Origin of the sequence: Pseudomonas sp. B21-010 (genome assembly GCF_024749325.1) — a bacterium.
Taxonomy (GTDB): domain Bacteria; phylum Pseudomonadota; class Gammaproteobacteria; order Pseudomonadales; family Pseudomonadaceae; genus Aquipseudomonas; species Aquipseudomonas kilonensis.
This window is the reverse complement of record NZ_CP087198.1, coordinates 5,336,231-5,360,735: the sequence shown is the minus strand read 5'-3', so window position 1 is coordinate 5,360,735 and position 24,505 is coordinate 5,336,231. Positions and strand designations below refer to the sequence as shown.

The window sequence follows — 24,505 nt, the reverse complement described above, 5'->3', positions numbered from 1 at the left end:
CCTACTGCGGATGCATGCAGCCTGGCCTCAAGAGTCACATGAACTCATTTAAGCGCCGGGCAGGCAATTCGACTTATGGCCGAGACATCCGTTCGTGCAACCAAATCCGTAGCGGACAGGCTTCAGGCGCCGGTTCTTGAGCGATATCCGGTCCTGTGTCGTTGGGCTGTTTCAGACGCTAATGGTGCTTGTTCAGACGCAAAACTCTTCATTTGCTCGCCACACTCTCGTGAAGTTGTGAAAACCCGTTTTTTCACGCTCTTTTGAAGACGTGAACCTCAAAAAAGGGCTGTCCCAGCCTGGCACTGCGCCCGGTTTGGTTGCCCCCATGTAGTACATGACAGGCAAAACGGGCAGACAGCTCAGTGACCGAGCGTAATGACAGCTCTGCAGATTCGCGAAAAGTGGTGATTTGCCTGGAGGAACAGCAAGCACGCCAGCTTCACTCGATCTGTGTGGGCGGCTCTCTGTGGGCGTTGCGGGGTGCCAATACCAGCGCATCAGCGGTGTTGCGAGGCCCGATCAGGAGACGTCCTTATAATCGGGGGGAGATTGTATCGAAGAAACGCAGGGAAATGGTCGTGTTTAATGACTTTTATTAGCCGTCCGGTCAGATGGTCAACAGCTGCCGGTTACGTGCGCGGGCAGGAAGCGGTTGCACGCGGGCGCTGGCGGGCAATGGCTGGTGCAGCCAGTTGAGACGGATCTCTTCGATTTCCACCCAGCCTTCGCCCATGGGTTGCAGGCTGCACTGCTTGAATGCCTGGCAACGGCCGTTGCGATCGAGCAAGGCGAAGCTGCGGTGATGAGGGCGAGGGGTGAACAGGGAAATAAGGAAGCGCATGATCGGATACCGGGTCAGGGAGCTTGGGATAAGCCTGACAGCGGCCCATGACATGCCGGTGTAAGGACCGTGACAATGGGGTGACAGGAACCGGCAACCACGGCCCGTGTCAGACATTTCAGTATTCATCGTGCGACGCTAGTTCACGGCGATGGCGCACCGCTATACTGCCGGCCTGTTTGTGCCCGATTCTGGAGAGAAGAGCATGTTGCAACGCCTGTTGTTCGGTTTGATCGCTGTGACCAGTCTGACCCTCGTCGGCTGCGCCCACAGCCCGCAACAACTTAACCCGGAGCCCAAGCTCAATGCCCAGCTGGCGCCTGTGGGTCGTGGCCAGCCGGTGGTGGTGCGGGTGGTGGACGGTCGTCCGTCGCCGACGCTCGGCACCCGTGGCGGCCTGTATCCGGAAACCAGTGTGATCACGGTGCAGGGCGCGCAGATCCTGCCCAAGCTGCAGGCCCAGGCTGAAGCCGCCGTGCGTTTGCTGGGCTTCACGCCGACCGCCAATGCCTTGAATGCGCCGCAACTGACCGTGACCCTGGCCGAGCTCAAGTACCAGTCGCCCAAGGAAGGCATGTACGTGACCGAAGCCACCATCGGTGCGACCTTCCGCTCCGACGTGCAGAACGCCAGCCGCCGCTACAGCGGTCGTTACGGTGCTTCCCTGGACCAGCGCTTCGGCATGGCGCCTAACCAGGACACCAACACCAAGCTGGTCAGCGATGTCTTGAGCGATGCCCTGACCCGGCTGTTCAAGGACCCGACCATTGGCCAGGTGCTGGCCGAGTAAGTAACAAGGCCTCATAAACCCTGTGGGAGCGAGCTTGCTCGCGATAGCGGAGTGTCAGCCACCTCAATGTTGGCTGATCCACCGCTATCGCGAGCAAGCTCGCTCCCACAGTTTTTTCAGGCGGCCTGGGAATAGAACTCCAGCACACTGATCCCGGTCAGCAGGTCTGTCTCCGGAAGGTCGGCATGTTGATGGCCGCCCAGGGCGCAATACACCAGCCAATGTCGGTCCTGCACGTTGAAGGACAGGCTGTCGACGAGGTTCTGTTGTTCGTCGCTTGGGCTGATGAGATAGAGGCGATCCTGGTTTTCGGCGTGCAACATGAGGGGTTCCGTGCAGGTTTGAAGGGCGACAGAGTGGCCTAATCAGATGACGAAACCGTGACGGGTGAAATTAACCCTGGGCTTGCTCCTTCGTCATGAAAGAACCCAGCGCTGCGGCGGGATCGTTACTGGTCGGAAAAAACGGTGCAGGGCGGCAGGCTTTCGGTAGAATCCGCGCCCTGTTCGTAGGTCACGGGCGTGTCCTGTCCGTTTTTCGCTTGAGGTTCGTGATGTCGCTGCATCTGCTTTCGTTGTTCGCCGCCCACCCCGCCAAACTGATCAACCTGTTCGCGTTGCTGTTTGCCTGCCCGGGCGGCTGGGTGCTGCATGCGACGCGCCGCCGTGAACAACGGGCGCGGGCCTGCCTTGAAGCGCGCAATCGCGATGGCAACGAACGATTCGAAGCGCTGCTGGACCTGGCCACTCAGCGGATGAACCGGTTTTTCTACCGGTTTGGCTTTGGTTGCCTGGCGTTGGCGTTGCTGGTGTCGTGGATCAGTACGCAGTTCTGATGAAGTCGCTGCGGCAAAAGCGTTTGCAGGGGGCAAAGGAGGTTGCCAGGCAAAGACGCTTTTTGTGGCGAGGGAGCTTGCTCCCGCTGGGTTGCGCAGCAGCCCCCCTCGAACGGTCATAACCCCCAATCCCGTTTTGCGATTGCTGCGCAATCGAGCGGGAGCAAGCTCCCTCGCCACAGAGGCCACAGAGGCCACAGAGGCCACAGAGGCCACAGAGGCCACTTCAGGCCCTCGCAAGCCCGGCTTTAAAGCGCCAACCCCGCCTTGACCCGATACTGATTGCGCACCGGCGTTGCGTATTGCAGCACCAGGAACGGCCGGTGCTCCGGCGGGCAAGCGTCCAGCCGGCGCTGCCATTCTTCCTGGGCCTTGGCCAGCTCCTCGGCACCGAACACCTCGGCCGCCTTAGGCACCTGCAACTGCGGGTCGGCGTCGGCCCATTGGGCGTAAGCCAGGTAGTGCACCGGGAACAGGCGGTAGCCGCCGAGAATCTGCCGGTCCATCTCCTGGGCCAATTGCTTGGTGTCCTCGAACAGCTCGGTGATGGGCGCGGCGAAGTTCACGTGGACCCGGCCCTTGTAGCCGGTGATGCCCTTGGCGATGCTCACGTCGTCCTCGCCCGGGGCCTTGGTGTAGGTGCCGGTGGTGGCGCGGATGTACAACTCGCGGGCCTTGGCCTGGTCGCACGGGTCGTATTCGTAGCTGATCGACACCGGTGTGAGGTTCAGTGACTGGATCACCTCGCCGAACGGCTCGTCCTTGCGGCTCATGTGGAACATCTTGAGGATCGCCGATTCGGTCCGGTCGTCACCGTCCTTGGCCCGTCCTTCGGCCTGGGCGATCCAGATCGAGGCGCAATCGTTGCGGATCGAATGGTTGATGTACGCCGACAACAACTGGTACGCCGCCATTTTTTCCCGTCGCCCGGTGATGGAGCGGTGCACGATGAAACTCTTGTTCAGGCGCATCAGGTCGCTGACAAAAGGCTTTTGCAGCAGGTTGTCGCCAATGGCGATGCGCGGGGTCGGCAGGCCGGCGTGGTACACGGCGTAGTTGACGAAGGCCGGGTCCATCACGATATCGCGGTGGTTGGCGATGAACACGTACGCACTGCCGGACTTGAATTGCTCGACCCCGGTGTAGGTCACGCCATCGGTGGCGCGCTCGATGGTGTGGTCGACGTAGAACTCCACCTTGTCCTGCAACGTGGCAACCGACGTCACTCCGGCGAACTCACGGCGCAATCTTTGCGCTATAAGAGGTTTGAGCATCCAGCCGAAGGCGCCGGCCAAGCGTGGGAAGCGGAAGTGGGTGAGGATATCTAGAAACGCCTTGTCGCCAAGCAGTCGTGCCAGCACCGCTGGGACTTCGCTGTCGTCGTAAGGTCGGATGGCATCGAATTCGCCCATCATGCTCTCTTGTTGGAAACGGCTAGGGTAAGTAAAGGTTCTAACGAAAAAACGACAGGGCACGGTCTGGAAGATAAGCCAGACAAAAATAGCCCTGCAAATAGACCGGCGATTATACGCACAAGTCACCTGGGAGACCGCGATGCTGGAAACCGAACGCTACGAATGTCCTTATTGCGGCGAACCAGCGGAAGCGGTTCTGGATTTGTCCGGCGGCGACCAGACCTATATTGAGGACTGTCCGGTGTGTTGCCGACCGATAACCTTCGTGCTGCAGGTCCATGAAGATGAGTGGCATCTCGAGGTCCGCAGCGAAAACGAGTGAAGGGGGCGCCCATGCAGCGAATCTACGAGCTGGAAAACCTGATGGAAGGTGAGTTGTTGCAAGGGATGCTGGCGAGCGAAGGCATCACGGCGCATCTGGTGGGACGTGATTTGCTGGGCGGTGCGGGGGAGTTGCCCATGCAAGGCCTGTTGGGACTGGCGGTGGAGGACGACCAGGCGCTATACGCCCGGGAGTTGATCGCTGCGTACAATGCCGCACTGCCGTTGCCCGGCGATGAACCGGACAGCTACCCCGGCACGCTGGTCTGTTAGGCTGGCGGTCGTTTGTTCGATCAAGAGTCGTGTTGCCCCATGTGTGGACGTTTTGCCCTGTTTCGCTGGAACCCCAGCTTCGCGGCCCTGCCCGGTTTCCCCGCCGATCAGAAGGCCCAATGGAATATTTCGCCCAACGATTCGGTGCTGATCCTGCGGGCCGGCGCCGAGGGCCAGCGCGAACTGGCCCGGGCGCGCTGGGGCCTGACGCCGCCGTGGCTGACCGACCTGTCCCGCACCCCGGCCCATGCTCGGGCTGAAACCGTGGCCGAACAACCGATGTTCCGCGAGGCCTTGCGCCTGCGCCGTTGCCTGCTGCCGGCCAATGGTTTCTATGAGTGGCGCGGCGGCACGCGCAAGCGTCCGTACTGGTTGACGCCGGGGGAGGGTTCATCACTGTTTTTTGCCGCGATCTGGGAGGCGTATCCGGTACAGGAACAGGTGTGGCTGAGCACGGCGGTCATCACCCAACCGGCGGCGGGTCAGCGCCGGCCGTTGATCCTGGACGAAGAAGGCCAGCGCCTGTGGCTCGACCCCGAGACACCGCTGCATGCCTTGCAAGGGCTGCTGGCAAGCGAGCCGGCAGCACTGCGCGAGCGAGTGCTGGCCAACATGGTCAATGATCCGAAACTCAATGGGCCGGAGTGCTTGACTCCGGCTTGAGTGTTGCGGTGATTGTGCGGGCCCCATCGCGAGCAGGCTCGCTCCCACAATAGGTTGTGGGTGTTCACAAAAAATGTGTTCACCGCCTGTCCCTGTGGGAGCGAGCTTGCTCGCGATAGCGGCGGATCAGTCGACATTAATGTGGCTGATGTACCGTCATCGCGAGCAAGCTCGCTCCCACATTAGGTTCTGGGCGTTACTCGTGATGTGGCTCGCCCAGGAAGGTCAACGAGGTGAACACGCCGCGGGTGGCCACGTCCTTGTTGTCCTTGAGTGCAATTTCCATCTGCGCCGCGATCACATTCAAGCCTTCGTTGCGCACCAGCACCTTGGCCCGGCCTTCTGCGTCGGTTTCAGTCGATACGGTGTTCGGCGCGCTGCGGTAGTCGCCCACCAGTTTCACACCGGCCGCCGGTTTGCCGTCCAGCAGTACCCGTACCGGCAATGACTGGCCCGGACCAACGGTCAGCGGGTCGACTTCCGGCAGGATCACGAACTTGATCGGTGCAAGCGTCGGCAGTTTCGCTCCCGGCTCATAGATCGCCAGGCTGTACTTGAACGTGTGGGTCGACTCGATCGCCCCGGGCACTTTGCTGCGGCCTTCGTTGATCCACTTCTTGTCGGCTGTCTGGGACCACATACCGTTGTCCAGCGCCACGGCCAGCACCGCTGGCGGCTTGAGCGGTTGCAGCCGGGCATGGTCCGGCAGGCGCTCTACGGTGACGGGGATCATCTTGCCGCCCAGGTCGTAGGCCCAGGCGCCGCTGATTTTCTGCGCCTTGAAGGCATTGTCTTCGGCGCCGTGGCCGTAGATCACTTCGATGTTGTCGCGACGCTGTTCGGTCCACAGGCCATGGGCCGAGGCCTGTGTGGCCAGGAGCAGGCCGAGCAGGGCGAAGGTCTTGGGGTATTTCATGCGGATTTTCCTTTTACAGAGCGAAGGTGAGACTGACGGTGAAGTTGCGCGGCTCGCCGGGGGTGACCCAGTAGTTGCTGTAGGCGCGCTCGTAGTATTTTTCGTCGAAGACGTTGTTCAGGTTCAGCCCCACGGTGACGTCATCGCTGGCCTTGTAATGGGCCAGCAGGTCCACGGTGTGGTAGGCCGGCAGTTCGAAATCCTTGCCAGCTTCGCCCGAGCGATCGCCGACGTAGGTGAACGCCGCGCCAACATCCGAACCGCGCAGGTGCCCGTCCTGGAATTCGTAGACGCCCAGCAGGCTGGCGCTGTGTTTGGCGACGCCGAGGATCCGGCTGCCCGTGGGGATTTGCTCGTCACCCTGGGTCACTTCGGCATCGATGTAGGCATAGGCTCCGATCACCCGCACGGCGTCGGTCACCTGCCCGGTGAATTGCAGGTCGATGCCCTGGCTGCGGGCCTTACCCATGGCACTGTAGAAATCAGTCCCGGCGATTTGCGCCAGGACGTTTTCCTTCTCTATATGGAACGCCGCCAGGGTGGTGCTCAGGCGGTCGTCGAACAACTCGCTCTTGATCCCCACTTCATAGCCAACCCCTTCCTCGGGATCAAAGGTTTTCCCACCGGCATCCAGGCCGTTGTTGGGCTTGAACGAGGTGGAGGCGTTGGCGAACAGGCCAACCTCGGGCGTCAGTTGATACAGCAGGCCGGCCCGCTGCGTCAGGGCATCGTGACGTTGGCGGTTGGTGCGATTGCGGGTGTGATCGTCGATGCTCTGCTCGAAATGCTCATAACGTACGCCGAGCATGCCCCGCAGCTTGTCGGTGAAGACGATCTGGTCCTGCAGGTTCAGCGCGCGGCTTTGCACATGTTCGAAGAAGTCGGTGCCGGTCCGAGCGCCATTGGGTTTTGGCTGGCCGTAGACCGGCTGATAGATGTCGATGGGGTAAGCGCCGGCGATGTTGGTCACGCGCTCGTTCTTGCGGTAATCCTCGTATTCGCTGCCGATCAGCAGCTCATGCCGCCACGGCCCGAGGTCGAACAAGCCGCGCAATTCCAGTTGGGTGATGCTGTCGTGCCAATTGTTGTCGCGCTCGCGATAGCGGCGGTCCACCGTGTGGCCGTCGGCGTTCAGTGGTCGTGCTTCGGAGGCAAAACCCCAGAGTTCACCCTGCTTGTAATGGCTGGCCAGGCGCAGTTGCCAGGTGTCGTTGAGCTGATGTTCGAGGGCGGCCTGGAGCATGTTGTTGTGATTGTCGATGTCGCCGTCGTTGGGTTCGCCCAGAAAGGTCGAGCGGGAAACGCCACTCCAGCGGTTGTTCGGGGCGACGATGCCACGGTCGAACGTCGAGCTGTGGCGCACGATTTCGCTTTCCACCAGCAACCGGGTGTCGGGGTTCAATTGCCAACTGATGGAAGGCGCGATGAAGACGCGCTGGCTGTCGACGTGATCGCGAAAGCTGTGGTTGTCCTCGATCGCCAGTTGACCCGCGACAACAGGTTGCCTTCGGTATCCAGTGGCGTGTTGACGTCCAGCGCGGTGCGGTAGCGATCCCAACTGCCGGCGCTGGTTTGCAAGGTGGTGAAGGCTTCGGGCTGGGGTTTCTTGGTGACGATGTTCACCGTACCGCCGGGATCGCCCCGTCCATACAGGCTGGCGGCTGGGCCCTTGAGCACTTCAATGCGTTCGATGTTCGCCGTGTCCGGCGTGCTCGGATAGCCACGGTTGGCACTGAAGCCGTCCTTGTAGAACTCCGATGTGGTGAAGCCGCGCACGCTGTATTCGTAGAGCGTCAGGCCACCGAAGTTGTTCTGCTTCGATACACCGCCGGCATATTCCAATGCCCGTTCGACGTTGGTGCTGCCCAGGTCCTTGAGCACGCTGGCGGGAATCACGCTGATCGATTGCGGGATGTCGCGCAGGGCCGTGTCGGTTTTGGTGGCGCTGGCAGAGCGGGTGGCGCGATAGCCCGTGACGGGCCCGGTGGGGGATTCGTAGTCGGACGTCACGTTGACGGCGTCCAGTTCCAGAGGCTGGATGTCTTCGGCGTAGGCCGGATCGCCCAGCAGGCCCAAAGCCAGGCCGGCGAGGGAAATCCGCTTCAAAGGCGGCATGTTATATTGTTCCAATTTTTAGAATTGAAACAATATAACACTACTGATGAGAATTCATGCTATTGCTGATTTGCCAATCGAGCGCCTTTCTTTGTGGCGAGGGAGCAAGCTCCCTCGCCACAGGGGGAAAGGCTTGACGCGCCTTACTGCTCTTCCTTGAGCACCACCGGTGCCGGCGGTGGGCGCAGGCCGATTTCAGCGGTGAGCTTGAGCTCCTTGCCGTTGCGCATGACCTGGATCGTCACCTTGTCGGTGGGCTTGATCCGCGCCACCTGGTTCATCGAGCGGCGGCCATCGCCGGCCGGCTCGCCATCGATGCTCAGGATCACATCGCCCAGTTGCAGGCCGGCCTTCTGCGCCGGGCCGTCGCGGAAAATCCCCGCCACCACGATGCCGGGCCGCCCGGACAAGCCGAAGGACTCCGCCAGTTCCTGAGTCAGCGGCTGGACTTCAATACCCAGCCAGCCGCGAATCACCTGGCCGTGCTCGATGATGGACTTCATCACCTCCATCGCCAGCTTCACCGGAATGGCGAAACCGATGCCCTGGCTGCCGCCGGACTTGGAGAAGATCGCCGTATTGATCCCGGTCAGATTGCCGTTGGCATCCACCAGCGCGCCGCCGGAGTTGCCGGGGTTGATCGCGGCGTCGGTCTGGATGAAATCCTCGTAGTTGTTCAGGCCCAACTGATTGCGCCCGGTGGCGCTGATGATGCCCATGGTCACGGTCTGGCCGACGCCGAACGGGTTACCGATGGCCAGGGCCACGTCGCCGATGCGGATGCTGTCGGAGCGGCCGATGGTGATGGCCGGGAGGTTCTTGAGGTCGATCTTCAGTACCGCGAGGTCGGTTTCCGGGTCGCTGCCGATCACCCGGGCCAGGGTTTCGCGGCCGTCCTTGAGGGCCACCACGATCTGGTCGGCACCGCTGGTGACGTGGTTGTTGGTCAAAATATAACCTTCCGGGCTCATGATCACGCCCGACCCCAGGCTCGACTCCATGCGCTTCTGCTTGGGCGAGTTGTCGCCGAAGAAGCGCCGGAATTGCGGGTCTTCGAACAACGGATGGCTGGGTTTGTTGATGACCTTGGTGGTGTACAGGTTCACCACGGCTGGCGCCGCGGTGGTCACGGCGTCGGCATAGGACACCGGCCCCTGTTGCACCGCCTTGGTTTGCGGCGCCTGCTGCAAGTTGACGTCGAGGCTCGGCAGGCCCACCCATTCCGGGTAGCGCTGGATAATCAGTAGAGCGACAAGCACGCCGGCCAACAGCGGCCAGCCGGAAAAACGCAGCGCCTTGAGCATTAAGCACGTCCTACAGAGGTTGCAGGCGGTATGAGACCGCCCATAATGTCGCGCATTATACGAGGCCGCGCGTGCCTCTGAACGGGATATTTAGGAGTCTTTTCATGGCCGTAGCCCTGAACACCCTGGTCGAAGAAGCGGACCGTTACCTGGCCAGCAGCCGGATTGCCGATTATTGCCCCAACGGCCTGCAGGTCGAAGGTGCGCCCCAGGTGATGCGCATCGTCAGTGGTGTCACCGCCAGCCAGGCCTTGCTTGACGCTGCCGTCGAGGCCGAGGCCGACCTGGTACTGGTGCATCACGGTTATTTCTGGAAGGGCGAAAACCCTTGCGTCACCGGCATGAAACAGCGTCGTCTCAAGACGTTGCTCAAGCATGATATCAGCCTGTTGGCTTATCACTTGCCGTTGGACCTGCACCCGGAGGTGGGCAATAACGTGCAATTGGCCCGCCAGTTGGACATCACCGTCGAGGGACCGCTGGACCCGGACAACCCCAAGATCGTCGGCCTGGTCGGCTCCCTGTCCGAACCGATGACGGCGCGGGATTTCGCACGCAAGGTCCAGGAAACCATGGGGCGTGAGCCGTTGTTGATCGAAGGCGAGCAGATGATCCGCCGGGTTGGCTGGTGCACCGGTGGCGGCCAGGGCTATATCGATCAGGCGGTGTTGGCTGGCGTCGACCTGTACCTCAGCGGCGAGGCGTCGGAGCAGACGTTCCACAGCGCGCGGGAAAACGGCATCAGTTTCATCGCCGCCGGCCATCATGCGACCGAACGCTATGGCGTCCAGGCGCTGGGTGACTACCTGGCGCGCCGCTTTGCCCTGGAGCACATCTTCATCGATTGCCCGAATCCCATCTGACTAGCGCTGAACCAACTGTGGAAGCGGGCCTGTGGGAGCAAAGCTTGCTCGCGATGACGTCGGCACATGCAACGCCGCTATCGCGAGCAAGCTTTGCTCCCACAGAGTTCACTGGCTCCCCCAGAACTCACCGCAATGCCCGAACCACTGGGCATATCCATATGCTGTTTCGATCTAGTTGGCGCCCTGATTAGAAGAGGTCGCTGTGCTAGGATTCCCCGCTCGAACACGGCCCGCTGGCCGTTCATAAGAAAGTTTTCGTGAGTAGCCATGGTCGACAAACTGACGCATCTGAAACAGCTGGAGGCGGAAAGCATCCACATCATCCGCGAGGTGGCCGCCGAGTTCGATAACCCGGTGATGCTGTACTCCATCGGTAAAGACTCCGCCGTGATGCTGCACCTGGCACGCAAGGCGTTCTTCCCCGGCAAGCTGCCGTTTCCGGTGATGCACGTCGACACCCGCTGGAAATTCCAGGAAATGTACAAGTTTCGCGATCGCATGGTCGAGGAACTGGGCCTGGACCTGATCACCCATGTGAACCCGGACGGTGTGGCGCAGGGCATCAACCCGTTCACCCACGGCAGTGCCAAGCACACCGACATCATGAAGACCGAAGGCCTCAAGCAGGCCTTGGACAAATATGGTTTCGACGCCGCGTTCGGCGGTGCCCGTCGCGATGAAGAGAAATCCCGCGCCAAGGAGCGCGTGTACTCGTTCCGCGACAGCAAGCACCGCTGGGACCCGAAGAACCAGCGCCCGGAGCTGTGGAACGTCTACAACGGCAAGGTCAACAAAGGCGAGTCGATCCGGGTATTCCCGCTGTCGAACTGGACCGAGCTGGACATCTGGCAGTACATCTACCTCGAAGGCATCCCGATCGTGCCGCTGTACTTTGCCGCCGAGCGTGAAGTGATCGAGAAGAACGGCACGCTGATCATGATCGACGACGAGCGCATCCTCGAGCACCTGTCCGACGAAGACAAAGCCCGTATCGTCAAGAAGAAAGTGCGTTTCCGTACTCTTGGCTGCTACCCGTTGACGGGCGCGGTGGAGTCCGAGGCCGAAAGCCTGACGGACATCATCCAGGAAATGCTCCTGACGCGAACTTCCGAGCGCCAGGGCCGGGTCATCGACCACGATGGCGCAGGCTCGATGGAAGATAAAAAACGTCAAGGTTATTTCTAAGGGGCTGTCATGTCGCATCAATCTGATTTGATCAGCGAGGACATCCTCGCCTACCTGGGCCAGCACGAGCGTAAAGAGCTGCTGCGCTTTTTGACCTGCGGTAACGTCGACGACGGCAAGAGCACCCTGATCGGGCGCCTGCTGCACGACTCCAAGATGATCTACGAAGATCACCTGGAAGCCATCACCCGCGATTCGAAGAAAGTCGGCACCACCGGTGACGATATCGACCTGGCGTTGCTGGTCGACGGCCTGCAGGCCGAGCGCGAGCAAGGCATCACCATTGATGTCGCCTACCGCTATTTCTCCACCGCCAAGCGTAAATTCATCATCGCCGATACCCCAGGCCATGAGCAGTACACCCGCAACATGGCCACCGGTGCCTCCACCTGTGACCTGGCGATCATCCTGGTGGACGCCCGCTACGGCGTGCAGACCCAGACTCGTCGCCACAGCTTCATTGCCTCGTTGCTGGGCATCAAGCACATCGTCGTGGCCATCAACAAGATGGACCTCAAGGACTTCGACCAGGGCGTGTTCGAGTCGATCAAGGCCGACTACCTGAAGTTCGCCGAAGGCTTGAAGATGAAGCCCACCACCATGCACTTCGTGCCGATGTCCGCCCTCAAGGGCGACAACGTGGTGAACAAGTCCGAGCGTTCGCCGTGGTACACCGGCCAGTCGCTGATGGAAATCCTCGAGACCGTGGAAGTGGCGGGCGACCGTAACTTCACCGACCTGCGTTTCCCAGTGCAGTACGTCAACCGTCCGAACCTGAACTTCCGCGGTTTCGCCGGCACCCTCGCCAGCGGCATCGTGCACAAGGGCGACGAAGTGGTGGTGCTGCCGTCGGGCAAGAGCAGCCGCGTGAAATCCATCGTCACCTTCGAGGGCGAGTTGGAGCGTGCAGGTCCTGGCCAGGCGGTAACGCTGACCATGGAAGACGAAATCGACATCTCCCGTGGCGACTTGCTGGTGCATGCCGACAACGTGCCACCGGTCACCGACAGCTTCGAAGCGATGCTGGTGTGGATGGCCGAAGAGCCGATGCTGCCGGGCAAGAAATACGACATCAAGCGCGCCACCAGCTACGTGCCGGGCTCGATTGCCAGCATCGTCAACAAGGTCGATGTGAACACCCTTGAAGAAGGTCCGGCCAGCGCGTTGCAGCTCAACGAAATCGGCAAGGTGAAGATCGCTCTGGATGCGCCGATTGCCCTGGACGGTTACGAGAGCAACCGCACCACCGGTGCGTTCATCGTCATCGATCGCCTGACCAACGGCACGGTCGGTGCCGGCATGATCGTCGCCCAGCCGCTGGCTCACGGCAGCAGCACGCACCACGGCAAGCTGGCCCATGTGTCGGTGGAAGAACGCGCCCAGCGCTTCGGCCAGCAGCCGGCCACGGTTCTGTTCAGTGGCCTGTCGGGCGCTGGCAAAAGCACGCTGGCCTATGCGGTCGAGCGCAAGTTGTTCGACTCGGGCCGTGCGGTCTTTGTCCTCGATGGCCAGAACCTGCGTCATGACCTGAACAAGGGCTTGCCGCAGGATCGCTCCGGACGTACCGAGAACTGGCGCCGTGCGGCTCATGTCGCCCGTCAATTCAACGAAGCCGGCCTGCTGACCCTCGCCGCGTTTGTCGCCCCGGATGCCGAAGGCCGCGAACAGGCCAAAGCGCTGATCGGCAAGGAGCGTCTGCTGACGGTCTACGTCCAGGCTTCGCCAGCGGTGTGCGCCCAGCGTGATCCGCAAGGGCTGTATGCCGCCGCTGGCGACAACATCCCAGGCGAGTCCTTCCCGTATGACGTGCCGCTGGATGCCGACCTGGTGATCGACACCCAGGCGCTGACACTGGAAGAGAGTGTCAAGCAGGTGCTGGATCTGCTGCGCAAGCGTGGGGCGATCTAAGTCTCGCTGCGGTAAATAAAAAAGCCCGCGGATGAGTGATCATCTGCGGGCTTTTTCATTTCCAGAGAACAATTCGGTCAACTATGGGAGCGGGCTGTGTGGGAGCAAGGCTTGCCCGCGATGAAAACGCCGCGGTCTCTTGAGGACCGCAGCGCCTGGATCGCGAGCAAGCTTTGCTCCCACACAGCCTGCTCCCACCAGGGGATCAGTGCTGGCTGGGGTATTCCCGATGCATCTGCGCAAGCAACGCATCCTTGTCCTGCCACAACTGGTTGATCCAGCCCTGGAACTCCAGGCGATACACGCCGTCCTGGTCGTAGTTCTTGCCAATGAACTGCGCTGGGATCTTCAGTTCCTGGAAATGCACCACCACCTCTCCAACGTTGCCGCAGAGCAAATCCCAATACCCCGGACGACCGCCCGGATAATGAATGGTCACGTTGATGATCGACTCCAGTTGCTCACCCATGGCATCCAGTACAAACGCGATACCGCCAGCCTTGGGCTTGAGCAGGTGGCGAAACGGTGACTGCTGCTGGGCATGCTTGCCGTCGGTGAAACGCGTGCCTTCGACGAAATTGAAAATACCCACGGGGTTGTCGCGAAACTTCGCGCAGGTCTTGCGGGTGGTTTCCAGGTCCTTGCCTTTCTTTTCCGGATGCTTTTCCAGGTAAGCCTTGGAGTAGCGTTTCATGAACGGGAAGCCCAGCGCCCACCAGGCCAGGCCGATCACCGGCACCCAGATCAGTTCCTGCTTGAGGAAGAACTTCAACGGCCGGATGCGTCGGTTCAGCACGTACTGCAACACCATGATGTCGACCCAGCTCTGGTGGTTGCTGGTGATCAGGTACGAATGCTGGTAGTCCAGGCCTTCCAGGCCGCTTAGGTGCCAGCGGGTACGACGCAGCAGGTTCATCCAGGCCTTGTTGTTGCTGATCCAGGCTTCGTGGATGTGGCCCATCAGCCAGTTGGTGAAGCGCTGGGCGGTGGGGAAGGGCAGCAACAGCTTGAAGATCGCCACGATGAACAGCGGCGTGCAGCAGGCGATGGTGTTCAGCGCCAACAGCAGCGAGGCAATGACGCCGCGCAAGGGGGCAGGCAGGAAGTCCAGCATTTAAATGTCCAAAGGTCGGTTGGCGGCTTGGATCGCGGTCAGGGCGATGGTGTACACGATGTCGTCGACCTGGGCGCCGCGCGGCAAGTCATTCACCGGTTTGCGCAAGCCTTGCAGCATTGGCCCGAGGCTGACGCAATCGGCGCTGCGCTGCACGGCCTTGTGGGTGGTGTTGCCGGTGTTGAGGTCCGGGAAGATGAACACCGTCGCCCGGCCAGCCACCTGGCTGTTGGGCGCCAATTGCCGTGCCACGGTTTCGTTGGCGGCGGCGTCGTATTGCAACGGACCATCGATCAACAGGCCGTGCTGGGCCTCGTGGGCCAGCAGGGTGGCTTCGCGAACTTTTTCCACTTCTTCGCCACTGGCCGACTCACCGCTGGAGTAGCTGAGCATCGCCACCCGCGGCGTGATGCCGAACGCGGCGGCCGAGTCGGCACTTTGCAGGGCGATTTCCGCCAGCTCCGCGGCGCTGGGGTGCGGGTTCATCACGCAGTCGCCGTAGACCAGCACTTCTTCGGGAAACAGCATGAAAAACACCGAGGACACCAGCGAGCATCCTGGCGCGGTCTTGATCAGTTGCAGCGCCGGACGGATGGTGTTGGCGGTGGAGTGGATGACGCCGGATACCAGCCCGTCCACTTCATCCAGGGCCAGCATCATGGTGCCGATGACCACGGTGTCTTCCAGTTGCTGCTCGGCCATCGGCGCGTTCAGGCTTTTGCTCTTGCGCAACCTCACCATGGGTTCGACGTAGCGTTCGCGAATCGAATCCGGGTCGAGAATCTCCAGCCCCGGCGGCAGTTCGATGCCTTGGGCGCGGGCCACCGCTTCGACGTCGGCCGGTTTTGCCAGCAACACACAGCGGGCAATGCCCCGGGCCTGGCAAATGGCGGCGGCCTGGACGGTCAACGGTTCGCTGCCCTCGGGCAGCACGATGCGTTTGTTGGCGGCCTGGGCGCGCTGGATCAACTGATAGCGGAACACCGCTGGCGACAGGCGCATTTCCCGTGGCGTGCCGCAGCGCTGGTGCAGCCACTTGGCGTCCAGGTGGCTGGCGACAAAATCGGTGATGATCTCCGCACGTTCGCGGTCATCGATGGGGATTTCCTTGTTCAAACCGTTGAGCAGGTTGGCGGTGTCATAGGAACCGGTGCTCACCGACAGCACCGGCAACCCCGCCTGCAAGGCACCGCGACACAAGTCCATGATGCGCGGGTCGGGCAGGGTGTCGCTGGTCAGCAGCAAGCCGGCCAGCGGCACGCCGTTGATCGCTGCCAGGCTCACGGCCAGGATGATGTCGTCGCGATCGCCGGGGGTTACCACCAGCACGCCGGGCTTGAGCAGTTCCACGGTGTTGCGCATGGTGCGGGCGCAAATGATGATGTTGCTCATGCGCCGGGTTTCGTAGTCGCCGGCGTTGAGCACCTGCGCACCCATCAGGTCGGCCACGTCGCGGGTGCGCGGGGCATTGAGTTCGGGGCGAAACGGGATGCAACCGAGCAGGCGGAAATCGCCGCTGCGCAGCAAGGGCGAGTGCTCCTTGAGCCGTGCGGAAAACGCCTCCATGCTTTCGTCGGTGCGGACCTTGTTCAGGATCACCCCGAGAACTTTCGGGTCCTTCGGCCCGCCAAACAACTGCGCCTGCAACTCTACCCGGCCAGACAGTTCGGTCAGCACTTCGTTTTCCGGCGCCGACACCAGGATGACCTCGGCGTCCAGGCTCTTGGCCAGGTGCAGGTTGACCCGGGCGGCGTAGCTGGCGTTGCGGGTCGGGACCATGCCTTCGACGACCAGCACGTCCTTGCCGATGGCCGCCTGCTGGTAAAGGGTGATGATCTCTTCCAGCAACTCATCGAGCTGGCCGTCGCCGAGCATGCGCTCGACGTGCGCCAGGCCCAGGGGCTGCGGCGGCTTGAGGCCATGGGTGCGGGCCACCAACTCGGTGGAGCGTTCCGGCCCGGTGTCGCCGGGGTGAGGTTGGGCAATGGGTTTGAAAAAGCCGACTTTCAGTCCGGCCCGCTCAAGGGTACGCACCAGCCCGAGGCTGATGGAGGTCAGGCCCACACCAAAATCGGTGGGTGCGATAAAAAAAGTTTGCATGCGGATTCTCTAAGGGAGCATGGCAATGGCGCGACCTATGACTGGTCATCTACCCACAATTCAGTCGCCAAGGTTATCGCTAACAGGGCCTTGAGCGCACCAGCCGCAATCAAAGGGCTGGCCTATTTTTTCAATACGTTGCCCGGGGTCCAGCACCCAGGCCCGGGACTGCCACGGTGGCTGGTGACGCAGGTGCTGAGTGTGGCCACAGGACAGCTCGGCCACCCAGTGCCCGTCCTCGTCCTGATGGAAACCGGTGACCGTCGGTCTGTTCGAGCTAGCCCGTTTGTCCGGGTTCCGTTCGCTTTCGGGCAAATCCTTGTTTAGACTTGTCCGTTCTTCATTCTTATGCAAAAGGTCTCGCCCCATGCTGATCGCCGCCAATAAGGCTGTCTCCATCGACTATACCCTGACCAATGACGCTGGTGAGGTCATCGACAGCTCTGCCGGCGGCGCTCCGCTGGTCTACCTGCAAGGCGCAGGTAATATCATTCCGGGTCTGGAAAAGGCCCTGGAGGGCAAAGCCGTCGGTGACGAGCTGAAAGTGGCCGTTGAGCCGGAAGACGCTTACGGTGAATACTCCGCTGAGCTGGTCAGCACCTTGAGCCGCAGCATGTTCGAAGGCGTGGATGAGCTGGAAGTGGGCATGCAGTTCCACGCCTCGGCGCCCGATGGCCAGATGCAGATCGTCACCATCCGCGACCTGGAAGGCGATGACGTCACCGTTGACGGCAACCACCCGTTGGCCGGCCAGCGCTTGAACTTCCAAGTCAAGATCGTCGATATCCGTGACGCCAGCCAGGAAGAAATTGCCCATGGTCACGTCCATGGCGAAGGCGGCCATCACCACTGATTTGTGCGCTACGCTCAAATGACCAGTGAACTGGAAAGGCGCCATACGGCGCCTTTTTAGTCGGTTGCTGTTAGCATCACCCATGGCTGTTTCGAAAAGATCCGCAAACCTGGAGTTCGTCATGAGTGCTTTCCACGACCTTAAACTCAAAGCCCTGGATGGTCAGGAGCTTGCTCTGGCGCCGTTCAAGGGGCAAGTCGTGCTGGTGGTCAACGTCGCCTCCAAATGTGGCCTGACGCCTCAATACGCGGCGCTGGAAAATCTCTATCAGCAATACAAGGCCAAGGGTTTCAGCGTGCTGGGCCTGCCCTGCAATCAGTTCGCCGGGCAAGAGCCGGGGACCGAGCAGGAAATCCAGGATTTTTGCAGCCTCAACTACGGCGTGACGTTTCCGCTGTCCAGCAAGCTGGACGTGAACGGCCATGATCGTCACCAGTTGTACCGCCTGCTGGCGGGCGAGGGGGCCGAGTTTCCCGGAGACATTACCTGGAACTTCGAAAAATTCCTGCTCGGCAAGGACGGGCGGGTGCTGGCGCGTTTCTCGCCGCGCACGGCGCCGGATGATCCTGCCGTGATCCAGGCGATCGAAAAAGCGCTGGGCTGATCCTCAAAAGTTGCAGCCATAATGATGATCTCTTGTGGCTAGGGAGCAAGCTCCCTCGCCACAGGGGATGCGCTTGAGCGAGTCGAAGGCGGTGATACTCGCTGCGTCCTTTTGATCCTTAATCATTCAAATCAATAGTGCTACCCAGCGCTTACCATGCTCCATATTATCGTCGTCATATCCGACCTGTGACTTCGTCCCGTGGAGTGCCTCATGCCTGCAAAAGCCCTGTTCAAACCTTTCCACCTCGGCGCGTTCGAGTTGCCGACCCGGGTGGTGATGGCGCCGATGACCCGTTCCTTTTCGCCGGGCGGCGTGCCCAATGCCAAGGTCATCGAGTATTACCGTCGCCGCGCGGCGGCCGGGGTCGGCCTGATCATCACCGAGGGCACGACGGTGGGGCACAAGGCTTCCAACGGCTACCCGAACGTGCCGCATTTCTATGGCGACGCCGCGTTGGCCGGCTGGAAAAAAGTGGTTGATGCGGTACACGCCGAAGGCGGCAAGATCGTTCCACAACTGTGGCATGTGGGCAGTGTGCGACGCATCGGCACCGAGCCGGACGCCAGCGTGCCGGGCTATGGCCCGACCGAAAAGCTCAAGGACGGCCAGGTGGTGGTCCACGGCATGACCCAGGCGGACATTGACGAGGTTATCGCCGCGTTCGCCCAGGCGGCAAAAGACGCGCAAAGCATCGGCATGGACGGAGTGGAAATCCACGGCGCCCACGGCTACCTGGTGGACCAGTTCTTCTGGGAAGGCAGCAACCAGCGCACCGACGGTTACGGAGGCAGCCTGGTCAATCGTTCGCGCTTTGCGATCGAATTGATTCGTGCCGTGCGCACGGCGGTGGGCGAGGGTTTCCCGATCATTTTCCGCTTCTCCCAATGGAAACAGCAGGACTACACCGCGCGTCTGGTGCAGACCCCTGAAGCCCTGGGCGAATTCCTCAAGCCATTGTCCGAGGCGGGCGTGGATATTTTCCACTGCTCGACACGGCGCTTCTGGGAGCCGGAGTTCGAAGGCTCCGAGCTGAACCTGGCCGGCTGGACCCGCAAGCTCACCGGCAAGCCCACCATCACCGTCGGCAGCGTCGGCCTGGACGGCGAGTTCCTGCAGTTCATGGTCAACACCGACAAAATCGCGCAACCGGCCAGCCTGGAAAAACTGCTGGAGCGCCTGAACAACGACGAGTTCGACCTGGTGGCGGTGGGGCGTGCGCTGCTGGTGGATCCGGACTGGGCGCAGAAAGTCCGTGAAGGTCGGGAGCAGGAGATCTTGCCGTTCAGTCGCGAGGCGTTGATGACCCTGGTTTAAGCGGGGCCTGATCCGACGCCATCGCGAGCAAGCTCGCTCCCACAGTGGATCTAGGGTGAACACAAGATATGTGTTCCCTGGGGACCGAATGTGGGAGCGAGCTTGCTCGCGATGGCGGCCTCAGCTTCACTGAAGATTCAGCGCACTGTCGGCGCAGCAGGCATCACCTGCTCACCCACACAAACCCCGCGCAACTGCGCCTCGAACTGCTCGATCACCGACGCCCAACCCTGACGGCTGGCATGCTGGCGCGCATTGAGCCGCACGCAACGCAAAGTCTCGCGCTTCTCCAGCAGCCAACGGGCCGCATCGCAGAACGCCTCCTCATCCCCCGGCATCGCCAGCACGCCGTTATAGCCGTGGCGAATATGTTGGGCCGCCGCGGCCTGGTCGTAGGCCACCACGCCCAGCCCGGACGCCAGCGCCTCCAGCACCACATTGCCGAAGGTTTCGGTCAGGCTCGGAAAGACAAACACATCCCCGGACGCATAATGACTGGCCAGCGCCTCGCCGCGTTGCGGGCCGCAAAAGATCGCTTCGGGCAACTCCTGCTCCAGCGCGGACCGCTGCGGGCCGTCGCCGATCACCACCAGTTTCATCCGTCGCCCTGGGAAAGCACTGCACAGCGTGGCGAAACTGCGCTTGAGCAGGCCGAGGTTTTTCTCCGGAGCCAGGCGTCCGACGTGGATCACGGCGATGTCATCGTCGCCCAGGCCCCACGCCTCACGCAGGCTCGCCGAGCGCTTGACCGGATGAAACAGTTGGCTGTCCACGCCGCGCGACAGCAGCGCCACGCGCTCGAAATGTCGGCGCTCCAGTTCCAGGCGCTGGCTGAGGCTGGGCACCAGGGTCAGGCTGGAGCGGTTGTGAAACCAGCGCAGGTAATGGGTGAGCACTCGACTCAACAGCCCGAGGCCGTACTGTTGGGTGTATTGCTGGAAATTGGTGTGGAAACCACTGACCACCGAGATGCCCAGGCGCCGTGCCGCCCGCAGCGCCGACAAACCCAGCGGCCCTTCGGTGGCGATGTACAGCACGTCCGGACGATGGCGTTTCCAGCGCCTGAGCAGTTTGTGCATCGACGCCTGGCCCCACTGCAAACCCGGATAGCCCGGCAGCGGCCAGCCCCGGCACAGCAGCAACTGCTCGTCACTGGCCTGGCGTTGGTCGTCGACCTGGCGCGGCCGTATCAGCTCGACCTGATGCCCGCGGGCGCGCAGGCCGTCGTACAGGCGGCCCAGGGTATTGGCCACGCCATTGATTTCCGGCGGGAAGGTTTCGGTGATCAGGGTAATGTGCAGAGGTGTGGTCATGACCCCAGTGTCGACCGGGGCCATTTCGTCATTGTGACGCCAGGATGATGGATTTGTGACTGGCTCAGCCCTGGCGGGCCAGCGCGGTCTCGGCGCCTTGCTCACGGACCCAGAACAACGTCGCGCCGGCCACCGCTGCCGGCATCATCAGGATGTTCACCACCGGGATCAGCAGCACCAGGTACACGCTGCCGCCAAAGCCCAGGCTCTGCCAGCGTTTTTCCCGCAGCCAGGCGAGCATTTCGTTCCAGCCCAGCTTGTGGTTGTCCGCCGGATAGTCGATGTACTGGATCGCCATCATCCACACGCCGAACAGCAGCCACAGTGGTGCCGCCACCAGGTTGACCACGGGGATGAACGACAGCACGAACAGCCCCAGGGCGCGGGGCAGGAAATAGCCGAGCTTGCGCGCTTCCCGGCCGAGGGTCCGCGGGATCATGGCGATCAACTCGGCCCAACTGAAGGCCGGGAAGTCGTCGGTACCACGGATGACCACTTCGACTTTTTCCGCGAGAAAGCCGTTGAACGGTGCAGCGATGATGTTGGCGAGCATGGTGAAGGTGAAGAACACCATCAGCACGACGAGCACCACGAACAGCGGCCAGAGGACATAGCTGAGGAAACTGAGCCAGTCTGGCAGCGACGGCATCAGCGTATCGACCCACAGGCTGAACTGGTGGCCGGCCAGGTAAATCAAGCCGACGAACAGCACCAGGTTGATCGCCAGGGGCAAGAGTACAAACAAGCGCAGGCCCGGGCTCAAGACCAGCTTGAGACCCTCTCGCAAATATTGCGGGCCGGACAGGACGGGGGCGGGCATAGGTGGCTCCGAGCGAAGGTGAACGCGCCGACCTTACCGGCTTTGCCTCGCCCGGGAAAGCGGCGACATGGCGTGTAACAACGTTTCTTGAGGCGAAGGCGCCTATTGAAAGGACCGCTGGGGATAGAGCTCACCTATGAGCTGGATTGTTAAACCGTATTTCCTTAATCTTCGCTCCCTCGATACGCTGCACCCATTCTTTTCCAGGACTGTCGAACCCAAGCCTTCCCCAAGTGCGTCAACGGTCCTTTTTTATTCGCGCCGCTCACCCGGCGTTCCGGCCCGCAAGGTCCGGTCAACAGGAGCAGGTCATGTCTGAAGTGCGTCATTCGCGAGTGATTATTCTCGGTTCCGGCCCTGCCGGTTACAGCGCTGCGGTTTATGCGGCCCGTGCCAACCTCAAGCCACTGCTGATCACCGGCATGCAGGCCGGCGGTCAATTGACCACCACCACCGAAGTCGACAACTGGCCGGGCGACGTCCACGGCCTGACCGGCCCGGCCTTGATGGAGCGCATGAAGGAACACGCCGAGCGCTTCGAGACCGAGATCGTTTTCGACCACATCAATGCCGTGGATTTCGCCGCCAAGCCCTACACCCTGACCGGCGACAGCGCGACCTACACCTGCGATGCCCTGATCATCGCCACCGGCGCCAGCGCTCGTTACCTGGGCCTGCCGTCGGAAGAAGCCTTCATGGGCAAAGGTGTTTCCGCCTGCGCCACCTGCGACGGTTTCTTCTACCGCAACAAGCCTGTGGCAGTGGTCGGTGGTGGTAACACCGCCGTTGAAGAAGCGCTGTACCTGGCCAACATCGCCAGCACGGTCACCCTGATCCACCGTCGCGAGACTTTCCGCGCCGAGAAGATCCTGATCGACAAGCTCAATGCCCGCGTCGCCGAAGGCAAGATCATCCTCAAGCTCAACGCGACCCTGGACGAAGTGCTGGGCGACAACATGGGCGTGACCGGTGCCCGCTTGAAGAATAACGACGGCAGCTTTGACGAGATCAAGGTTGACGGCGTCTTCATCGCCATCGGCCACACCCCGAACACCTCGCTGTTCGAAGGCCAGCTGGAACTCAAAGACGGCTACCTGGTGGTCAAGGGCGGCCGCGACGGCAACGCCACTGCCACCAGCGTCGAAGGTATCTTCGCGGCCGGCGACGTGGCCGACCACGTCTACCGCCAGGCGATCACCTCGGCCGGTGCCGGTTGCATGGCAGCCCTGGACACCGAGCGCTACCTGGATGGCCTGCAGAACGCTTCGTTCTGATTCAGCGGGCACAAAAAAACCGGCTTCGGCCGGTTTTTTAATGCCTGGATACCTGCCGGTGCCCCCTGTGGGAGCGAGCTTGCTCGCGATGGCGGTGTATCAGTCAACATCGATGTTGGCTGACCTGACGCTATCGCGAGCAAGCTCGCTCCCACAGGGTTCTGTGTGGTCAAGAGGACCGTGTTCAGGCCAGCTTCGCCAAGCACGCCTCCAGGATATCCAAGCCTTCCTCCAGCACTGCCGGCTCGGTCGTCAACGGCGCCAGCAGCCGAATGATGTGCCGCGATTTTCCGCTGGGCATCAGCAGCAAGCCCGATTCCCGCGCCAGGGCCAGCAGTTGCGTCAGTTGTGCCGAGGCCGGGGTGCCGTCGGCGTGGGTCAGCTCGATGCCGCGCATCGCGCCGACGCCGGTCAGGCGGCCCAGGTAGGGCGTCAGCCCACGGTTGCGCCAGGATTGGTAGCGGCTGACGATCGCCTCCTCCTGTTGCGAGCCCCAGGCATGCAGGTTGGCGTCGGTCATTTCATCCAGGGTCGACAGGGCGGCGGCGCAGGCGATGGGGTTGCCCGAGTAGGTGCCACCGAGGCCGCCCTTGGGCAGGTTGTCCAGCAGCGCCTTGCGTCCCACCACCGCGCCCAAGGGCACGCCGCCGGCGATGCTTTTGCCGAGCAGGACCAAGTCAGGCTCGATGCCGAGCCGTGGGAAGGCAAAGCGCTGGCCGGTGCGGCCGAAGCCGGACTGGATCTCATCGACGATCAGCACAATGCCCTTGTCGTCGCAGAACTGCCGCAGAGCCTGGGCGAAGGGCACATCCATCGCCAGGAAACCGGCTTCGCCCTGCACCGGTTCGACAATGAAACAGGCCACGTCATTCACGTCGATCTCGACGCTGAACAGCCGCTCCATGGCCTTCAAGGCTTCTTCGCCGGTGACGCCGTTGTCCTTGCTGGGGTACGGCAGGTGATACACCGGCCCGGGCAGTACGCCGACTTTCTGCTTGTAAGGCGCGACCTTGCCGTTGAGGTTGAGGGTCGCCAGGGTGCGGCCGTGAAAGGCGCCATCAAACGCAATCACGGCGGTACGGCCCGTGGCGCCGCGTACGATCTTCAAGGCGTTCTCCGCTGCCTCGGCGCCGCTGTTGGTGAGCATGCCGCTGACCGGATAATCCACCGGGACAAACGCCGCCAGGCGCTCCATCAATTCAATGTAGGGGGCGTGGGGCGCGGCATTGAATGCGTAGTGCGTCAGCCGGGTGGCCTGTTCACGGATCGCCTCGACAATGCGCGGATGGCAATGGCCGAGGTTCAACACACCGATGCCGCCGACGAAATCGATGTAGCGTTTACCGTCGGTGTCCCAGACCTCGGCATTCTTGCCGTGGCTGAGGCTGACGGGGTGCACGATGGAGATCGATTGGCTGATGGTTTCGCTGCTCATGGATGACGGCCCGGACGATGGAGAAATTTCCGTTATCTAAGCCGCGAGCAGAGGGGCCCGGCAAACGAAATAAAGTTGCCGGGTCAATCTTAAAAGTCGGGATGTGGTGAGGTGCCGCTTACTTGGGGGGGCAACCCGTGGCGAGGGAGGTTGCTCCCGCTGGGCTTGTAGGAGCTGTCGAGCGAAGCGAGGCTGCGATCTTTGCCCGTACACTTGAGTCTCAAGTGAAAGATCAAAAGA

General features: G+C 61.7%; 23 protein-coding genes and 1 pseudogene. 12 read left to right on the top strand and 12 right to left on the bottom strand.

All coding sequences use genetic code 11. The features are described 5' to 3' along the window. Window positions 1-610: 610 nt before the first annotated feature. Window positions 611-844: a hypothetical protein gene (locus LOY50_RS23835; RefSeq protein WP_072344449.1), complete on the bottom strand. Its 234-nt coding sequence runs from the start codon at window positions 842-844 to the stop codon at window positions 611-613. 205 nt (window positions 845-1,049) lie between these two features. On the opposite strand from LOY50_RS23835, the gene LOY50_RS23830 reads away from it, so the two are divergent. After that, on the top strand, window positions 1,050-1,634 hold the full coding sequence (locus LOY50_RS23830) for a YajG family lipoprotein (protein WP_003185314.1): 585 nt from the start codon (window positions 1,050-1,052) through the stop codon (window positions 1,632-1,634). Window positions 1,635-1,750: 116 nt separating this feature from the next. Here LOY50_RS23830 and LOY50_RS23825 read toward each other — a convergent pair whose 3' ends face one another. Then, window positions 1,751-1,957: a hypothetical protein gene (locus LOY50_RS23825; protein ID WP_003185312.1), complete on the bottom strand. Its 207-nt coding sequence runs from the start codon at window positions 1,955-1,957 to the stop codon at window positions 1,751-1,753. Window positions 1,958-2,187: 230 nt separating this feature from the next. On the opposite strand from LOY50_RS23825, the gene LOY50_RS23820 reads away from it, so the two are divergent. Then, the gene (locus LOY50_RS23820) at window positions 2,188-2,469 is read left to right on the top strand and encodes a hypothetical protein (RefSeq protein WP_253478112.1); all 282 of its coding nucleotides are present in this window, start codon (window positions 2,188-2,190) and stop codon (window positions 2,467-2,469) included. 248 nt (window positions 2,470-2,717) lie between these two features. Here LOY50_RS23820 and LOY50_RS23815 read toward each other — a convergent pair whose 3' ends face one another. Beyond that, on the bottom strand, window positions 2,718-3,884 hold the full coding sequence (locus tag LOY50_RS23815) for a 1-acyl-sn-glycerol-3-phosphate acyltransferase (protein WP_214512469.1): 1,167 nt from the start codon (window positions 3,882-3,884) through the stop codon (window positions 2,718-2,720). A 139-nt stretch (window positions 3,885-4,023) separates the two neighbouring features. On the opposite strand from LOY50_RS23815, the gene LOY50_RS23810 reads away from it, so the two are divergent. From LOY50_RS23810 to LOY50_RS23800, 3 genes are read left to right on the top strand one after another with little or no spacing between them, the layout of a single operon-like run. Next, the gene (locus LOY50_RS23810; protein WP_053181855.1) at window positions 4,024-4,206 is read left to right on the top strand and encodes a CPXCG motif-containing cysteine-rich protein; all 183 of its coding nucleotides are present in this window, start codon (window positions 4,024-4,026) and stop codon (window positions 4,204-4,206) included. A gap of 11 nt (window positions 4,207-4,217) precedes the next feature. Beyond that, window positions 4,218-4,478, top strand: a complete 261-nt coding sequence (locus LOY50_RS23805; protein WP_253478109.1) for a putative signal transducing protein — start codon at window positions 4,218-4,220, stop codon at window positions 4,476-4,478. Window positions 4,479-4,517: 39 nt separating this feature from the next. Next, complete coding sequence (locus LOY50_RS23800; RefSeq protein ID WP_214512471.1) at window positions 4,518-5,141, top strand: SOS response-associated peptidase; 624 nt, start codon at window positions 4,518-4,520, stop codon at window positions 5,139-5,141. A 196-nt stretch (window positions 5,142-5,337) separates the two neighbouring features. Here the strand turns inward: LOY50_RS23800 and LOY50_RS23795 are convergent, their stop codons facing one another. The 3 genes and pseudogenes from LOY50_RS23795 to algW all read right to left on the bottom strand — a co-directional run bounded on the left by LOY50_RS23795 (window position 5,338) and on the right by algW (window position 9,476). Then, a complete protein-coding gene (locus tag LOY50_RS23795; protein WP_258689348.1) occupies window positions 5,338-6,057 on the bottom strand; it encodes a DUF4198 domain-containing protein in 720 nt (239 codons plus the stop codon). A 13-nt stretch (window positions 6,058-6,070) separates the two neighbouring features. Next, window positions 6,071-8,172 (bottom strand): annotated as a pseudogene (locus LOY50_RS23790) (TonB-dependent siderophore receptor). 143 nt (window positions 8,173-8,315) lie between these two features. Beyond that, a complete protein-coding gene (gene algW, locus LOY50_RS23785) occupies window positions 8,316-9,476 on the bottom strand; it encodes a Do family serine endopeptidase AlgW (RefSeq protein ID WP_072344423.1) in 1,161 nt (386 codons plus the stop codon). A 104-nt stretch (window positions 9,477-9,580) separates the two neighbouring features. On the opposite strand from algW, the gene LOY50_RS23780 reads away from it, so the two are divergent. From LOY50_RS23780 to cysN, 3 genes are all read left to right on the top strand, one after another. Next, entirely contained in the window at window positions 9,581-10,339 is a 759-nt protein-coding gene (locus tag LOY50_RS23780) for a Nif3-like dinuclear metal center hexameric protein (protein ID WP_053125142.1), read from the top strand. A 270-nt stretch (window positions 10,340-10,609) separates the two neighbouring features. Beyond that, window positions 10,610-11,527, top strand: coding sequence for a sulfate adenylyltransferase subunit CysD (gene cysD, locus LOY50_RS23775; RefSeq protein ID WP_003178041.1), 918 nt, complete (start codon window positions 10,610-10,612; stop codon window positions 11,525-11,527). 9 nt (window positions 11,528-11,536) lie between these two features. Next, complete coding sequence (gene cysN, locus LOY50_RS23770) at window positions 11,537-13,435, top strand: sulfate adenylyltransferase subunit CysN (protein ID WP_258689346.1); 1,899 nt, start codon at window positions 11,537-11,539, stop codon at window positions 13,433-13,435. A 205-nt stretch (window positions 13,436-13,640) separates the two neighbouring features. On the opposite strand, the gene LOY50_RS23765 is transcribed toward cysN, so the two are convergent. Genes LOY50_RS23765 through LOY50_RS23755 form a run of 3 tightly spaced genes read right to left on the bottom strand, consistent with a single transcriptional unit; the run spans window position 13,641 to window position 17,048 of the window. Continuing rightward, window positions 13,641-14,549, bottom strand: a complete 909-nt coding sequence (locus LOY50_RS23765; RefSeq protein ID WP_258689345.1) for an acyltransferase — start codon at window positions 14,547-14,549, stop codon at window positions 13,641-13,643. Further along, window positions 14,550-16,649 (bottom strand): phosphate acetyltransferase, encoded by a 2,100-nt coding sequence (gene pta, locus LOY50_RS23760; protein ID WP_214512476.1) that lies wholly within the window; start codon window positions 16,647-16,649, stop codon window positions 14,550-14,552. Between the two features lie 60 nt (window positions 16,650-16,709). Continuing rightward, window positions 16,710-17,048, bottom strand: coding sequence for a DUF3565 domain-containing protein (locus LOY50_RS23755; protein WP_018612608.1), 339 nt, complete (start codon window positions 17,046-17,048; stop codon window positions 16,710-16,712). On the opposite strand from LOY50_RS23755, the gene LOY50_RS23750 reads away from it, so the two are divergent. The 3 genes from LOY50_RS23750 to LOY50_RS23740 all read left to right on the top strand — a co-directional run bounded on the left by LOY50_RS23750 (window position 17,017) and on the right by LOY50_RS23740 (window position 19,423). Then, window positions 17,017-17,502 (top strand): peptidylprolyl isomerase, encoded by a 486-nt coding sequence (locus LOY50_RS23750; protein ID WP_018612607.1) that lies wholly within the window; start codon window positions 17,017-17,019, stop codon window positions 17,500-17,502. The two genes, LOY50_RS23755 and LOY50_RS23750, sit on opposite strands and share 32 nt — an antisense overlap. 121 nt (window positions 17,503-17,623) lie before the next feature. Further along, window positions 17,624-18,106 (top strand): glutathione peroxidase, encoded by a 483-nt coding sequence (locus LOY50_RS23745; RefSeq protein ID WP_018612606.1) that lies wholly within the window; start codon window positions 17,624-17,626, stop codon window positions 18,104-18,106. A 213-nt stretch (window positions 18,107-18,319) separates the two neighbouring features. Further along, complete coding sequence (locus LOY50_RS23740; protein ID WP_258689344.1) at window positions 18,320-19,423, top strand: NADH:flavin oxidoreductase; 1,104 nt, start codon at window positions 18,320-18,322, stop codon at window positions 19,421-19,423. A 137-nt stretch (window positions 19,424-19,560) separates the two neighbouring features. On the opposite strand, the gene LOY50_RS23735 is transcribed toward LOY50_RS23740, so the two are convergent. Both LOY50_RS23735 and cysZ read right to left on the bottom strand, forming a co-directional pair. Further along, the gene (locus LOY50_RS23735) at window positions 19,561-20,760 is read right to left on the bottom strand and encodes a glycosyltransferase family 1 protein (protein ID WP_253478080.1); all 1,200 of its coding nucleotides are present in this window, start codon (window positions 20,758-20,760) and stop codon (window positions 19,561-19,563) included. Between the two features lie 40 nt (window positions 20,761-20,800). Next, on the bottom strand, window positions 20,801-21,556 hold the full coding sequence (cysZ, locus tag LOY50_RS23730; protein WP_214512479.1) for a sulfate transporter CysZ: 756 nt from the start codon (window positions 21,554-21,556) through the stop codon (window positions 20,801-20,803). Between the two features lie 311 nt (window positions 21,557-21,867). Between cysZ and trxB the strand changes: the two genes are divergently transcribed. Continuing rightward, window positions 21,868-22,830, top strand: coding sequence for a thioredoxin-disulfide reductase (gene trxB, locus LOY50_RS23725; RefSeq protein ID WP_003205459.1), 963 nt, complete (start codon window positions 21,868-21,870; stop codon window positions 22,828-22,830). Window positions 22,831-23,014: 184 nt separating this feature from the next. On the opposite strand, the gene LOY50_RS23715 is transcribed toward trxB, so the two are convergent. Further along, the gene (locus tag LOY50_RS23715) at window positions 23,015-24,265 is read right to left on the bottom strand and encodes an aspartate aminotransferase family protein (protein WP_253478077.1); all 1,251 of its coding nucleotides are present in this window, start codon (window positions 24,263-24,265) and stop codon (window positions 23,015-23,017) included. Window positions 24,266-24,505: the final 240 nt, after the last annotated feature.

Coding starts and splice junctions, on each gene's coding strand:
- LOY50_RS23835 (WP_072344449.1), bottom strand. CDS start 844: ATGCGCTTCCTTATTTCCCTGTTCACCCCTCGCCCTCATCACCGCAGC.
- LOY50_RS23830 (WP_003185314.1), top strand. CDS start 1,050: ATGTTGCAACGCCTGTTGTTCGGTTTGATCGCTGTGACCAGTCTGACC.
- LOY50_RS23825 (WP_003185312.1), bottom strand. CDS start 1,957: ATGTTGCACGCCGAAAACCAGGATCGCCTCTATCTCATCAGCCCAAGC.
- LOY50_RS23820 (WP_253478112.1), top strand. CDS start 2,188: ATGTCGCTGCATCTGCTTTCGTTGTTCGCCGCCCACCCCGCCAAACTG.
- LOY50_RS23815 (WP_214512469.1), bottom strand. CDS start 3,884: ATGATGGGCGAATTCGATGCCATCCGACCTTACGACGACAGCGAAGTC.
- LOY50_RS23810 (WP_053181855.1), top strand. CDS start 4,024: ATGCTGGAAACCGAACGCTACGAATGTCCTTATTGCGGCGAACCAGCG.
- LOY50_RS23805 (WP_253478109.1), top strand. CDS start 4,218: ATGCAGCGAATCTACGAGCTGGAAAACCTGATGGAAGGTGAGTTGTTG.
- LOY50_RS23800 (WP_214512471.1), top strand. CDS start 4,518: ATGTGTGGACGTTTTGCCCTGTTTCGCTGGAACCCCAGCTTCGCGGCC.
- LOY50_RS23795 (WP_258689348.1), bottom strand. CDS start 6,057: ATGAAATACCCCAAGACCTTCGCCCTGCTCGGCCTGCTCCTGGCCACA.
- algW (WP_072344423.1), bottom strand. CDS start 9,476: ATGCTCAAGGCGCTGCGTTTTTCCGGCTGGCCGCTGTTGGCCGGCGTG.
- LOY50_RS23780 (WP_053125142.1), top strand. CDS start 9,581: ATGGCCGTAGCCCTGAACACCCTGGTCGAAGAAGCGGACCGTTACCTG.
- cysD (WP_003178041.1), top strand. CDS start 10,610: ATGGTCGACAAACTGACGCATCTGAAACAGCTGGAGGCGGAAAGCATC.
- cysN (WP_258689346.1), top strand. CDS start 11,537: ATGTCGCATCAATCTGATTTGATCAGCGAGGACATCCTCGCCTACCTG.
- LOY50_RS23765 (WP_258689345.1), bottom strand. CDS start 14,549: ATGCTGGACTTCCTGCCTGCCCCCTTGCGCGGCGTCATTGCCTCGCTG.
- pta (WP_214512476.1), bottom strand. CDS start 16,649: ATGCAAACTTTTTTTATCGCACCCACCGATTTTGGTGTGGGCCTGACC.
- LOY50_RS23750 (WP_018612607.1), top strand. CDS start 17,017: ATGCTGATCGCCGCCAATAAGGCTGTCTCCATCGACTATACCCTGACC.
- LOY50_RS23755 (WP_018612608.1), bottom strand. CDS start 17,048: ATGGAGACAGCCTTATTGGCGGCGATCAGCATGGGGCGAGACCTTTTG.
- LOY50_RS23745 (WP_018612606.1), top strand. CDS start 17,624: ATGAGTGCTTTCCACGACCTTAAACTCAAAGCCCTGGATGGTCAGGAG.
- LOY50_RS23740 (WP_258689344.1), top strand. CDS start 18,320: ATGCCTGCAAAAGCCCTGTTCAAACCTTTCCACCTCGGCGCGTTCGAG.
- LOY50_RS23735 (WP_253478080.1), bottom strand. CDS start 20,760: ATGGCCCCGGTCGACACTGGGGTCATGACCACACCTCTGCACATTACC.
- cysZ (WP_214512479.1), bottom strand. CDS start 21,556: ATGCCCGCCCCCGTCCTGTCCGGCCCGCAATATTTGCGAGAGGGTCTC.
- trxB (WP_003205459.1), top strand. CDS start 21,868: ATGTCTGAAGTGCGTCATTCGCGAGTGATTATTCTCGGTTCCGGCCCT.
- LOY50_RS23715 (WP_253478077.1), bottom strand. CDS start 24,265: ATGAGCAGCGAAACCATCAGCCAATCGATCTCCATCGTGCACCCCGTC.